Genomic DNA, 12954 nt, shown 5'->3' on the forward strand with positions numbered 1-12954 from the left:
GCCCTCCTCCATCGTGACGTTCCAGGTCAAAATCGCCACCAGCCTGAAAGCGGTCCCGGCCGCCGACTGGGATGCCTGCGCCATGGGCGGCGACAATGCCGCCGGGTCGGACGATCCGTTCAATCCCTTCGTGTCCCATGCCTTCCTTTCGGCGCTCGAGGAGGCGGGCTGCGTCGGCCCCAGGACAGGCTGGTCGCCGCTCCATCTTCTGGTCGAGGACGAGGCGGGCACGCTCCAGGGCGCCGCTCCCTGCTACCTGAAGTCCCACTCCATGGGCGAATACGTGTTCGATCATGCCTGGGCGGATGCCTATGCCCGCGCCGGCGGGCACTACTACCCGAAGCTTCAGGTCTCGATCCCCTTCACGCCGGTCGGCGGGCCGCGCCTGCTGGCGGCCAGGGACCCGGAGGGAGCGGTCCGCGCCCATCTCGTCGCGGGCCTGCGCGCCCTGCGGGAGGAGACCGGCGCCTCCTCGGTCCACGCGACCTTTCTCCAGGAACGGGACCTCTCCGCCCTGACCTCCCATGGGTTCCTGCGGCGGGACGACCAGCAGTTCCACTGGTTCAACGAGGGCTACGGCAGCTTCGAGGATTTCCTCGGCGCCCTCGCCTCGCGCAAACGCAAGGCGATCCGGCGGGAGCGCCGCGACGCGCTCGCGAACGGAATCGCCGTCGAATGGGTCACCGCCGGCGACATCCGGGAGCATCACTGGGACGCCTTCTTCGCCTTCTACATGGATACCGGCTCGCGCAAATGGGGCCGCCCCTATCTCAACCGGTCCTTCTTCTCCCTCCTCGGCGAGCGCCTGGCGGAACGGATCCTGCTCGTCATGGCGAAGCGGAACGGGCGCTACATCGCCGGAGCCCTCAACCTCATCGGCGACCAGCGGCTCTACGGCCGCAACTGGGGCTGCATCGAGGACCACCCCTTTCTCCACTTCGAGGTCTGCTACTACCAGGCCATCGACTTCGCCATCGCCCGCGGCCTCGACCGGGTGGAGGCCGGTGCGCAAGGCGAGCACAAGCTGGCACGCGGCTACCGTCCGGTGATCACCTCCTCCGCCCACGACTTCGCGGATGCGTCCCTGGCGCGGGCGGTGAAGGCCTATCTCGACCGGGAGCGCAGCTACGTGTCCGAGGTCGCCGCGGAACTGTCCGCCGCCACTCCCTTCCGGCAGCCGAGGGACGAGCAGGACTGAGGCCGCCCGCGAGCGCCGCGCATGACGAAAGAGGCCCGCTCCGGCAAAGGAACGGGCCTCTTTCGTTGAACGACGAAGGGAGTTCAGAGCGCGTGAAGGATGGCCTTTACGCCGTCTACGACCGTCGAGACGGAGGTGCCCATCGCATTCATGGCCGTTTCGACCGCCCAATAGCAGCCCAGCACGATGATCGGGACGAGGATCCAGCCCAGGATCTCCTCGAACCAGATCCGCCGGCGACGCCGGATCCGGCGCTGCTCGCGCCAGGTCGGCTTCGCCTTCGCGATCGTCGGGGCGGCCTCGAGGGGACCTTCGTGCAGCTCGGTCGTCATGCCTTAACCAGGGGAACCTTCGGAACGGTGCGGATGCCTCCGCCCCCATTACCACCGGATCCCTTGGGCTTCACGGACTTTTTCGTCCTCGTCCCCGCGGCCGACTTGGCCCGCGGCTTCCGCTTGGCGGTGACGTCCTTCTCGGGCCTTGGCTTCACCGGCCCTTCCAGATACTCGAAGCCGAGGGTCTGGAGCCCGATCTCGTCCGTCCTCACCACGACCCGGACGGCGCCGCCGTCCTTCAGGCGGCCGAACAGCACGTCGTCCGCGAGCGGGGTCTTGATGGTCATCTGGATCAGGCGGGCCATCGGACGGGCGCCCATGGCCTCGTCGTAGCCGTGCTCGACCAGCCAGTCCCGCGCCTCGTCGGTGAGCTCGATGGTGACGTTGCGGTCGGCCAGTTGGGCCTCGAGCTGCAGGACGAACTTGTCCACGACCTTCTGCACCACTTCCTTCGGCAGGTGGCCGAAGGAGATGATCGCGTCGAGGCGGTTGCGAAACTCGGGCGAGAAGAGCCTGTTCACGGCCTCCGTGTCGTCGCCCTCCCGCTTGGTGCGGGTGAAGCCGTAGGCCGGGCGAGCCATGTCGGCGGCGCCCGCATTCGTGGTCATGATGATGATCACGTTGCGGAAATCCACCTGCTTGCCGTTGTGGTCCGTCAGCTTCCCGTGGTCCATGACCTGGAGCAGGATGTTGAACAGGTCCGGATGCGCCTTCTCGATCTCGTCGAGGAGGAGGACGCAGTGGGGATGCTGGTCAACCCCGTCGGTCAGCAGGCCGCCCTGGTCGAAGCCCACATAGCCGGGAGGCGCGCCGATGAGGCGGCTGACCGTGTGGCGCTCCATGTACTCCGACATGTCGAAGCGCAGGAGCTCGACCCCGAGGGAGAGCGCGAGCTGCTTCGCCACCTCGGTCTTGCCCACGCCGGTGGGGCCGGCGAACAGGTAGGCGCCGATGGGCTTTTCCGGATCCCGCAGGCCGGCGCGGGCGAGCTTGATGGCCGAGGTCAGGGACTCGATGGCCTTGTCCTGGCCGTAGACCACCCGCTTGAGGGTGCCCTGAAGATTCGCCAGGACCTCCGCATCGTCCTTGGAGACGGTCTTGGGCGGGATGCGCGCCATCGTGGCGATGGTCGCCTCGATCTCCTTGACGCCGATGGTCTTCTTGCGGCGGTTCTCCGGCAGGAGCATCTGGGACGCGCCGGTCTCGTCGATCACGTCGATGGCCTTGTCCGGCAGCTTGCGGTCGTTGATGTATCGGGCCGACAATTCCACCGCCGCCTTCACCGCCTCGTTGGTGTAGCGGAGCTTGTGGAACTCCTCGAAGTAGGGCTTGAGCCCCTTCACGATCTCGATCGCGTCCGGAACCGTCGGCTCGTTCACGTCGATCTTCTGGAAGCGGCGGACGAGGGCCCGGTCCTTCTCGAAGTACTGGCGGTACTCCTTGTAGGTCGTGGAGCCGATGCAGCGCAGGGTGCCCTGGGCCAAGGCGGGCTTGAGGAGGTTGGAGGCGTCCATCGCGCCGCCCGAGGTAGCGCCCGCGCCGATCACCGTGTGGATCTCGTCGATGAACATGATGGCGTTGGGATGCGCCTCGATCTCCTTCATCACCTGCTTCAGGCGCTCCTCGAAGTCGCCCCGGTAACGGGTGCCGGCGAGCAGGGTGCCCATGTCGAGGGCGAAGACGGTGGCGTCCTTCAGGACCTCCGGCACCTCGCCCCGCACGATCTTGCGGGCGAGACCCTCCGCGATGGCGGTCTTGCCGACGCCCGGATCGCCGACGAGAAGCGGGTTGTTCTTCTGGCGGCGGCACAGGACCTGGATCGTGCGCTGGACCTCGGCCTCGCGGCCGATAAGCGGGTCGATCTTGCCGTCCTTCGCCTTCTTGTTGAGGTTGACGCAGTAAGCCTCGAGGGCATCGCCCTTTTTCTTGGCCCGGGCGTCGGACTCGTCCGAGGCCGGACGTTCGCTCGACTCCTCCTCGGTGCCCCGCGGGGTACGCCCCTCGCTGAGGCCCGGGCGCTTGGCGATGCCGTGGCTGATGTAGTTGACCGCGTCGTAGCGGGTCATGTCCTGCTCCTGCAGGAAATAGGCGGCATGGCTCTCCCGCTCCGCGAAGATGGCCACGAGCACGTTGGCGCCCGTCACCTCGTCCCGGCCCGAGGACTGCACATGGATGACCGCCCGCTGGATGACCCGCTGGAAACCGGCGGTCGGCTTCGAATCCTGCCGCCCGTCGGCGACCAGGTTCGCCAGTTCCGTATCCACGTATTCCACGAGGTTGCGGCGAAGGAGGTCGAGATCGACGTTGCACGCGCGCATCACCGCCGCCGCGTCCTGGTCGTCGATCAGGGCGAGGAGCAGGTGCTCCAGGGTCGCGTATTCGTGGCGGCGCTCGCCGGCCAGGGCGAGGGCCCGGTGAAGGGCTTGTTCAAGACTGCGAGAAAAGCTCGGCAACGGCTTATCCTTTAAGAGATTGCGATCTCGGCTAATTCTTTTCCATTACGCACTGGAGCGGATGCTGGTGCTTGCGGGCGAAATCCATCACCTGCGTCACCTTCGTCTCCGCCACTTCGTAGGTAAAAACTCCACACTCCCCCACGCCGTTCTGGTGAACATGGAGCATGATGCGGGTCGCGTCCTCCCGGTTCTTGTTGAAGAAGCGCTCGAGCACGTGCACCACGAACTCCATGGGCGTGTAGTCGTCGTTCAGAAGAAGAACGCGGTACAGGTTGGGTCGTTTCGTCCTGGGCTTGGTCTTTGTCACGATGGCCGTGCCCGTCCGGCCATCGTCCCCGCCGCCGGGTGACTGGGATCCGGCACCGGACATCGGAAACGCCTGCGATCGCACCGAAGCGCCCTGTGGTATCCGCAGCATGGTTGTTCGACCGACCCTCTTCATCTGGCTCCGACCTCGCGCTTTTCCGGCCCACATGCCTGGAATCCCCAAAGGTCGCGAGGCATCACCAAATGTATAGTCGCTCCGATCGGTTCGCTAGATCAACCAGATGGGTCGTCGCAGCCGTGCCCGAAAGAGCGACATCTTGGCCATAGGGCCCAGACACAAAAATGCCCGGCGCAGGGCCGGGCATCGAAACCGTCGGTCGGTGCGGGAGGCGTCAGGCCGAAACCGCCTTCGACACCAGCTTCTCGTAGGGCTTGAACGCCTCGGTGGCGAGGGTCGAGTAGAACTCGCCGACCTTGGCGGAGTGGCTCACGAGCCCGTCGTAGGACTTGCGGACGAAGTCGACGTGGATCTCCATCGCCTTGTCGAGGGTCCGGACGCCGAGCAGCTGCTCGACGGCTGTGGAACCGTGCTCGAAGGTCTTCCGGGCAAGCTCCGCGGAATCCGCGGCAAGCGTCTGCGCGCCGCGCGATAGGGTGCCCGCCACCTTGATGGCGGCATCGAACTGCTCTTGGCCGAGTTTCTGCAACTGGTCGAAGGGCTGGATCATCTTGAACCTCAGCTGTTAACTTTCCGCTGGCGAAAAGCTTCGCCAGATGCGACAGGGGCAATATATGCACTGCACAAAAATTGTCAACGGAATTGTGCAGCGCACAAAGACCTCCCCGGAAACCGCCCCCGTTAACCCGCCCGTAACCGCAAACCCCTACGGTTCGAGAGTGTGTTGTGCCGGCAACGATCTCTATGAAGGAGCGGCCGGTACGGAGCCTGAGACCAGCGAAGACAGGGACGCCAGCAGGATGAATTCGGTTCGCGCTTGGGTCGGACCTTGGGTCGGACGCCGCAAGTGGGTTGCCTTGGTCGGAGTGGCCGCCTCCGTGGCGGTCGCCTTCGGCACCCCGGCCGAGGCGGCCCGCCGCAAGTCCAGGGGCGGCGGCTACAGCCCCCCTTATGCCTCCATCGTCGTGGACGCCAAGACCGGCAGGATCCTCGAGGGCGAGAACGTCGACGCGCCGCGCATTCCCGCCTCCATCACCAAGGTGATGACCCTCTATCTCCTCTTCGAGCAGCTCGAGCGCGGGAGGCTGCGCCTCGACTCGCCGCTGACCGTATCGGAATACGCCGCCTCCCAGGCCCCCACCAAGCTCGGCCTCCGCCCCGGCTCGACCATCGAGGTCGAGGACGCGATCAAGGCGATGGTGACCCTTTCCGCCAATGACGTTTCCGTCGTGGTCGCCGAGAATCTCGCCGGCTCCGAGGATGCCTTCGCCCGCCAGATGACGCGCAAGGCCCGGGAGCTCGGCATGAACTCCACGACCTTCTACAATCCCCACGGCCTCCCCCACTCGCCGCCGAACATCACCACGGCCCGGGACCTCTCGGTGCTGGGACGGGCGATCCAGGATCGCTTTCCCAAGTACTTCCCGTATTTCCAGACCACGTCCTTCCAGTACGGCTCGCGCACGATTCGCGGGCACAACCGGCTCCTCGGCCGGGTCGAGGGCGTGGATGGAATCAAGACCGGCTACACCCGCCTCTCCGGCTTCAACCTGCTGACCTCGGTCAACACGGACACCCGTAGCATCGTCGCGGTGGTCCTCGGCGGCCGCTCGGCCGCCCTGCGCGACCGGCAGATGGCCGCCCTCATCGAGGAGCACCTGCCGCGGGCCTACGCCGGGGCCCGCACCGCGCCCCCGGTCACGGAAACCGCCGTCGCGGCCCAGCCTGCCGCCCAGCCAGTGGTCGTGGCCGACGCCTCGCCGAGCCCGAGCGTGAAGGTCGAGGCCGCCGCGGCTCCCGAGCCTGCCGCTCCTCCGCCGCCCGCCCGCAAGCCGCTGGACCTGAACAGCCTGCGCCCGGTCGTCGCCTCCGCCGCCGGCGCGAGCACCACCACGACGCCCTCCTCCGGCTCCCAGCTCCGCTGGCAGAAGGGACCTCAAGCCCTCCCTGCGAACACCCAGGCCTATGCGGCCGTCGAGACCGACACCGGGCCGAGCGACAGGGAAAAGGCCGCGCTCCTCGCCAAGATCGAGAAGGCCGCCCCCGCGACGACGGCCTCCGCGGCTGCGCCGGTGAAGACCGCGGCCCTGAAGGCCGAGGCTCCCGAGCCCAAGCCCGCCGCGCGGCCCGCCGTGACCGGCTGGGTGATCCAGCTCGGCGCGACGGACGACGAGGACAAGGCCAAGGCCATGCTGGACGCCGCCCGCGCCAAGAGCGGCCGCCTCCTCGCCAAGGCCTCGCCCTTCACCGAGAAGGTGGTCCAGAAGGGCGCCACCCTGTACCGCGCCCGCTTCTCCGGCTTCGAAGAGTCCGAGGATGCCGAACGGGCGTGCAAGGCCCTCAAGAAGAGCGGCTTCGCCTGCTTCGCGGCCCGCAGCTCCTGACGGGGCGGCCGATGTGACCCGCGGCGGCATGCGTTTCGTGCCGTCGCCCCGAATACCGGATCGCGCGTGGAGTATCAGCGATGTCGGCTCAACAAGATCTCTCTGGCTTCGTTCACCCGCGCCGCCAGGTGCGCCGTCCCCCCCTGGTCGGGATGGAGTTTCTTCATGAGCGTCCGATACGCCTGTCGGATCTCATCGACGCTCGCGCCCGGCTGAAGCCCCAGGACCTGATAGGCTTCTTCTTTCGACATCGCGCCCGTCTGCGCATGAGTGCGCGTCCGCGTGTCGCCATCGCGCTGAGCGTATTCACGCCAACCGGAAAACCGGCGGTCAAGATAAGCCTCTAGGAGCGCCACGCCCTCCGGGTCGAAGGCGCAGCACTCCTCGTAGACCTTGCGCAGGCCCGCCTGATCGAGATCCGCCAGGCTGCGCCCCACATGGGTCCCGGCCAGGACGAGGCCGCCGATCGCCCCGGTGGCGTGGTCGATCTCCATCTCGATCATGGCCGACCGGAAGCGCGAGAATCGGCCTGGCCCGCGGCTCTCCCGCCGCCAGGGCATCCGCACTCCGCTCCAGCCCAGGGCCCAGGCGCCAAAGCCGCCGAGGAGCAGGGCCATGTCGAACCGTCCCCGGGCTGCGAGCAGCACGGCCGCGCCGAGGGCGGCGACGGCGGCAACGGTCTTGAGCGCCCGCGCGACGGCGGCGGCGTCGGTGCGCACGAAAACCCTGGCGAGCCACCAGACCAGAGCGGCGAGGGCAATCCCGTAGAGCAGCGTCATGTTCTTCGTTCCCGCTCCAGATTTGGGCGGCGATCGATCGGATGTAAATGGACGAGTCGGCAGCCTCGCACAGCTGGCCCGCCCACGGCCAGCCCTATGCGGTCCGGGGATGCGGCTGCGGCATTCAGGCGCTGTCGCCGCACGGACGCTCCGGGATCGGAGCGTCGAGATGGATCCGGGCGACAGTTCGAGGAACACTCCCCCTCGAAGTGGGGCTCAGGGCCCGCTGCGTACGATGAACGAATCGGCGCCGGGCGTGAGCGCCGGCGCCGAAGGCGATGCCGCCCGAAAGGCGGGACAAGAATCCTCAGTGCAGAAGACGGATGGAGCTGCGCTGCCGTTCGCGCTCCCAGGCCTGAACGGCGCCCCCGTTGATTCCCACGTCCTGGAGGCGGTCGCTCAGATCGATGAAATGGCGCTCCGTCGCCTCCACGTCGAACTCGATCTGCTCGAACTCGATCTGCTCATCCTCCACGGTGTCGAGTTCGGACGCGGCATAGCGCTCATAGGCTGCGGACATCTCCGCATAGGCGAAAGCGACGGGAAGGGTTCGAAAGATGGTGGAGAATTCCTCGTCCAAGTCGCCCGTTTCGAGATCGCGCATTTGGACGAGGTAACCGTCCGCGTGCTCGCACACTTCATAACGCCAGTGACGGCCCTCAGATGCGGTCAGAAGCATCGCAACCTCCACTCAACCGAACTGCGAAGCCAATGCGAATCGCAGCGCCGGAGTTCCATGGAGGCAGGATGGTCCGAAAGACTAAGGCCCGACGCCCACCTCCGCCCGGACGCGCCCTCCGATTCGCACCTTCGTGCCATTGCCGAGGTCGACGAAGCCGCCTTCGCCCGCAAGGCTCTCGCGCGATTCGCGCCTGCTGCGCTCCGGCGCCGCGGGCTGGCGGCATTCCGGCGGCACCTGGAGCTCGACTCCCGCCGGGGCCTTCGGCATGCGGCACTCCGATGCGAAGGCCTGCACGGCCGGGACGAGAACGAGGACCAGCGCGGCCCCCGCGAGGGAAGGTCTTCTCATCGCCATGGTCACAGGAGCCCCAGTTCCGCCAGTTCGCGGCGCATCTCCTCCGGCATCGCCGCGAGGTCGCCGCCCCGGCCGCCGATGTCGCGCGGGGCGTCCTTGGCCGCCAGATAGCGCCAGCCCTGGAACGGTCGATAAGGCCTCGGCTCGACCGGGACGACCTTCGGCTCCAGGACGAGCCTGCACCGGCCGACCCCGTCGGCGTCGGTGAAGGGCCGGACGTCGAGAAGCCGCTGCCGGCAGGCCACCTGCCCGCGGATCACCCAGTACAGCGAGCCGCCGTCGAGCAGTTCCTCGACGCGTTTGGGCACCATGCGCGTGGTGTGCGTCTGCTCGTAGTCGCGCCCCAGGCGCCGGTGGTGCGCCCGGTTCTCCTCGATCCATTCCTCGAGATCCGCGATCGAGTCGCAGCCGACGCAGAGCTTGATCAGATGAAGCGGCATGGGAGGATCAAATCATGGAGGAGGCGGCGCGAGAACCGGACGCGGCGCCGCATCTCAACCCTCCGTCCTGAGGACGATGAGGCGCGCCCCTTCCGCCACCTGCGCGCCCGGCTCGGCGGCGATCTCCTCCACCTCCCCGTCGGCAGGCGCGACGAGCGCATGCTCCATCTTCATCGCTTCGACGACGGCGAGCCGCTGCCCCTTCTCGACGCGCTCGCCCGGCTTCACGAACAGCGCGACGAGCTTGCCGTGCATGGGCGCCTTGACCACGTTGCCGCCGTTGAGATGCTCCAGGTCCACATCGAACGGATCGTAGGGCGAGACGCGGGTCTGCCGGCCTTCGCTGAGGACGATGACGCCCTGGTCCGTCTGGACGAAGCGGCGCATGTCCGCTTCCATGTAGTCCCCGAGAAGGCTCGATGTCCCTCCCCCCCAGGTGACGGTCACGTCGGAGTTCCCCTGTGCGCCGCCCACCCTCGTCCATTCCAGGACCGCATCGATACGCTCGCCGTCGACATCCACGGGAAAGTTCTGACGGCGCGCTCCGCCGAGCTGGAATCCGTCGCACTCGTCCCAAGGCGAAGACGGAGCACCGCCCTCGGCGAACGCGCGATAGCTCTGCGCATCGAACTCCATGTCGACGAGCTTCAGCACGCCGAGACGCACCGCCTCGGCATCGATCGTCTGGGCCACGGCACCGAGCGCGTCGAGATTGCGGTCGATGAAGCCCGTGTCGAAACGGCCAGCCCTGAACTCCGGCGCCTCGCACAGCTTCTTGAGGAATGCGACGTTGGTCTTCGGGCCCGCGACGAGGGTCTCGCCGAGCGCCTGCGCCAGTTTCTCCAGCGCCTCCTCGCGGGTCGGCCCATGTGCGATGACCTTCGCGATCATCGGGTCGTAGAACGGCGTCACCTCGTCGCCGGCCTCGACGCCCGTGTCGATCCGCACCCCCTCGCTCTCCGGGAAGGCAAGCGTCCAAAGCTTACCCGTGGAGGGCAGGAATTCCCGCTCCGGGTCCTCCGCATAAAGGCGCGCCTCGACCGCATGGCCCCGAATGGCGAGGTCGCCCTGCGTGAAGGGCAGCCTTTCCCCGGACGCGACGCGGAACTGCAGCTCCACGAGATCGAGGCCGGTGATCGCCTCCGTCACCGGATGCTCGACCTGAAGGCGCGTGTTCATCTCCATGAAGTAGAAGCGGTCCGGGCGAAGCCCTTCCCGTCCATCGGCGATGAACTCGACGGTGCCCGCGCCCACATAGCCGACCGCGCGCGCCGCCTCCACGGCGGCCCTGCCCATGACGGCCCGCATCTCGGGCGTCATGCCCGGCGCGGGCGCCTCCTCGATCACCTTCTGGTGGCGGCGCTGCAGCGAGCAGTCGCGCTCGAAGAGATGCACCACGTTGCCGTGGGCATCGGCGAAGACCTGGATCTCGATGTGCCGCGGCGAGAGGACGTACTTCTCCACCAGCACTCGCGGATCGCCGAAGGCGCCCGCGGCTTCGCGTTGGGCGCTCTCGAGCGCCGCGCCGAACTCCGCCGCGCTCTCGACCCTTTTCATGCCCTTGCCGCCGCCGCCGGCCACCGCCTTGATGAGGACGGGATAGCCGATCTCGTCGGCCTTCTGCCGGAGGAAGTCGGGATCCTGCCGCTCGCCGTGATAGCCCGGCACCACGGGAACGCCGGCCTGCTGCACGAGCGCCTTCGCGGCATCCTTCAGGCCCATCGCACCGATTGCAGATGCGGGCGGGCCGACGAACACGATCCCCGCCGCGGCGCAGGCCTCGGCGAACTCCGCCCGCTCGGACAGGAAGCCGTAGCCCGGATGGATGCACGCCGCGCCGGACCGTCTGGCGGCTTCGATGATCCTGTCGATGCGCAGATAGCTCTCCCGCGCGGGCGCCGGACCGATGAGGTGCGCCTCGTCAGCCATCTGCACGAAGAGTGCGCCGGCATCCGCCTCGGAATGGACCGCGATGGTCCGCATGCCGAGCCGCTTGGCCGTGCGGATGATGCGGCAGGCGATTTCGCCGCGGTTGGCGATCAGGACGCTCTCGAGCATAAGCCCTCCCCACATTCGGGACCGGAGCCCGCCTGCCGCAGACCTGACGCATCGCGCGGAACCGGAGGTCCGCGTCAGCGAAGAACGGGTCCGGCGTTCACTGCCGTGGCCCTTCGGGTCCGATGCTCGAGCGGGAACCGGCCACCTCCCTGAGAATGCTCTAACCAAATCGGACGGCGCTTGTCACGCTCCGGACGAGGCCGCCCCTCGGGGATCCGCTTCCCCAGGGCGCGGACCGCGGGACCGACCGCCGGTTCGCGGCCATGCATTCCACAGCGATGCTTCCTCCTCGTCAGCGGCCGTCGAAGGGATTCCGCGACCGGCTCCCCGCTCCCCGGCGCCTTCTTGGAAAAACCCCTTGCCGCAGGCCCGGAGGCCCGCTACTTTTTTTGCAAATAGCTTGCAACTGCAGAAAGAGCCCCATGGACGCCTCGCGCCCCTCCTCGATTGTCCCCGAAAACGGCTGGCGCCGCGAACGGCTCTTGCCGTCCCTTCCGGAAGTGAGCCGTTCCATCGCGGTCCGGCCCGGTTCGAAATGGCGCCGGATCGCCGCCTTCCTGGGTCCCGGCTATCTGGTGGCCGTCGGCTACATGGATCCCGGCAACTGGGCCACCTCCCTCGCCGGGGGCTCGAAATACGGCTATGCGCTCCTCTCGGTCGCGCTCATCTCGAACATCATGGCGATCCTGCTCCAGGCCCTGTGCGCGCGTCTTGCCGTCGCCACCGGACGGGACCTGGCGCAGGCCTGCCGCGATGCCTACCCGAAGCCCGTCTCCTGGGTGCTCTGGGCCCTCGCCGAACTCGCGATCTGCGCCACCGACCTTGCCGAGGTGATCGGCACGGCCATCGGCCTCAACCTGCTGTTCGGGCTGCCGCTGGAGATCGGCGTGGTGATCACCGCGCTCGACGTCTTTCTCATTCTCTACCTGCAGAATCTCGGCTTCCGCTGGGTGGAGGCCTTCGTCATCGCCCTGCTCGGGGTGATCGCCCTCTGCTTCGGGATTCAGATCGCCCTGGCGGACCCGGAATGGGGCGGCGTGCTCCGCGGCTTCGCGCCGACGACGGAGATCGTCACCAATTCCGACATGCTCTACCTGGCGCTCGGCATCCTCGGCGCGACCGTGATGCCCCACAACCTCTACCTGCACTCGGGCATCGTCCAGACGCGGGCCTATGGCGAAACGCTTCCGGAGAAGCGCGAAGCGCTGCGTTACGCGACGCTCGATTCCACCCTCGCGCTCATGTTCGCGCTCACGATCAACGCGTCCCTGCTCATCCTGGCGGCCGCCACCTTCCACAAGACGGGGCGGACGGAGATTGCCGAGATCGGCGAGGCGCACACCCTGCTCCAGCCCCTGCTGGGCGCCGCCATCGCTCCCACCCTGTTCGGCATCGCCTTGCTCTGCTGCGGCCTCAACTCCACCGTCACGGCCACCATGGCGGGCCAGATCGTCATGGAGGGCTTCATCGACTTCCGCCTGCCGCCCTGGATGCGGCGCCTTATCACCCGCGGCCTCGCCATCATCCCCGCCGCGGCCGTCACGATCGCATACGGCGAGAGCGGCACGGCGAAACTGCTCATCCTGAGCCAAGTGATCTTGAGCCTCCAGCTGCCCTTCGCAGTCATTCCGCTCGTGCTGCTCACCGCCTCGCGCCCGAAGATGGGCGCCCTCGTGGCCCCGCGCTGGCTCACCGCCATCGCAGCCGTGATCGCGACCGTGATCGTGGTGCTGAACGTGAAGCTGCTGGTGGATTTCGTGATGGGATGAGCATCGCCCGCCTCCGGCAGTTCGCAGCGTGCGCGCGCCGCGCCGCCCTGCCCT

At 67.6% G+C, this 12954-nt stretch carries 12 protein-coding genes; 3 read left to right on the forward strand and 9 right to left on the reverse strand.

What is annotated here, in order from left to right; translation table 11 throughout:
* Positions 1-13 precede the first annotated feature (13 nt).
* Positions 14-1198: a GNAT family N-acetyltransferase gene (locus GDR74_RS10815; RefSeq protein WP_152586324.1), complete on the forward strand. Its 1185-nt coding sequence runs from the start codon at positions 14-16 to the stop codon at positions 1196-1198.
* Between the two features lie 83 nt (positions 1199-1281).
* Here GDR74_RS10815 and GDR74_RS10820 read toward each other — a convergent pair whose 3' ends face one another.
* From GDR74_RS10820 to GDR74_RS10835, 4 genes are all read right to left on the reverse strand, one after another.
* Entirely contained in the window at positions 1282-1530 is a 249-nt protein-coding gene (locus GDR74_RS10820) for a hypothetical protein (RefSeq protein ID WP_152586325.1), read from the reverse strand.
* Positions 1527-3986, reverse strand: a complete 2460-nt coding sequence (gene clpA, locus GDR74_RS10825) for an ATP-dependent Clp protease ATP-binding subunit ClpA (RefSeq protein WP_152586326.1) — start codon at positions 3984-3986, stop codon at positions 1527-1529. Before clpA ends, GDR74_RS10820 begins: the two co-directional genes overlap by 4 nt.
* A 31-nt stretch (positions 3987-4017) precedes the next feature.
* Positions 4018-4359: an ATP-dependent Clp protease adapter ClpS gene (gene clpS, locus GDR74_RS10830; RefSeq protein WP_152586327.1), complete on the reverse strand. Its 342-nt coding sequence runs from the start codon at positions 4357-4359 to the stop codon at positions 4018-4020.
* A gap of 289 nt (positions 4360-4648) precedes the next feature.
* On the reverse strand, positions 4649-4984 hold the full coding sequence (locus GDR74_RS10835) for a phasin family protein (RefSeq protein ID WP_152586328.1): 336 nt from the start codon (positions 4982-4984) through the stop codon (positions 4649-4651).
* Positions 4985-5234: 250 nt separating this feature from the next.
* On the opposite strand from GDR74_RS10835, the gene GDR74_RS10840 reads away from it, so the two are divergent.
* On the forward strand, positions 5235-6818 hold the full coding sequence (locus GDR74_RS10840; RefSeq protein ID WP_152586329.1) for a D-alanyl-D-alanine carboxypeptidase: 1584 nt from the start codon (positions 5235-5237) through the stop codon (positions 6816-6818).
* Positions 6819-6892: 74 nt separating this feature from the next.
* Here GDR74_RS10840 and GDR74_RS18505 read toward each other — a convergent pair whose 3' ends face one another.
* The 5 genes from GDR74_RS18505 to GDR74_RS10865 form a co-directional block, all read right to left on the reverse strand.
* Complete coding sequence (locus GDR74_RS18505) at positions 6893-7597, reverse strand: DnaJ domain-containing protein (protein ID WP_281349010.1); 705 nt, start codon at positions 7595-7597, stop codon at positions 6893-6895.
* A gap of 307 nt (positions 7598-7904) precedes the next feature.
* Positions 7905-8201: a hypothetical protein gene (locus GDR74_RS10850; RefSeq protein ID WP_246179369.1), complete on the reverse strand. Its 297-nt coding sequence runs from the start codon at positions 8199-8201 to the stop codon at positions 7905-7907.
* Positions 8202-8357: 156 nt separating this feature from the next.
* A complete protein-coding gene (locus tag GDR74_RS10855) occupies positions 8358-8627 on the reverse strand; it encodes a hypothetical protein (protein WP_152586331.1) in 270 nt (89 codons plus the stop codon).
* Between the two features lie 8 nt (positions 8628-8635).
* The gene (locus tag GDR74_RS10860; protein ID WP_152586332.1) at positions 8636-9073 is read right to left on the reverse strand and encodes a DUF1489 family protein; all 438 of its coding nucleotides are present in this window, start codon (positions 9071-9073) and stop codon (positions 8636-8638) included.
* Between the two features lie 54 nt (positions 9074-9127).
* A complete protein-coding gene (locus tag GDR74_RS10865; RefSeq protein ID WP_152586333.1) occupies positions 9128-11131 on the reverse strand; it encodes an acetyl/propionyl/methylcrotonyl-CoA carboxylase subunit alpha in 2004 nt (667 codons plus the stop codon).
* Between the two features lie 422 nt (positions 11132-11553).
* On the opposite strand from GDR74_RS10865, the gene GDR74_RS10870 reads away from it, so the two are divergent.
* Entirely contained in the window at positions 11554-12900 is a 1347-nt protein-coding gene (locus GDR74_RS10870; protein ID WP_152586334.1) for an Nramp family divalent metal transporter, read from the forward strand.
* Positions 12901-12954 lie beyond the last annotated feature (54 nt).

The organism is Microvirga thermotolerans, from assembly GCF_009363855.1.
Classification (GTDB): domain Bacteria; phylum Pseudomonadota; class Alphaproteobacteria; order Rhizobiales; family Beijerinckiaceae; genus Microvirga; species Microvirga thermotolerans.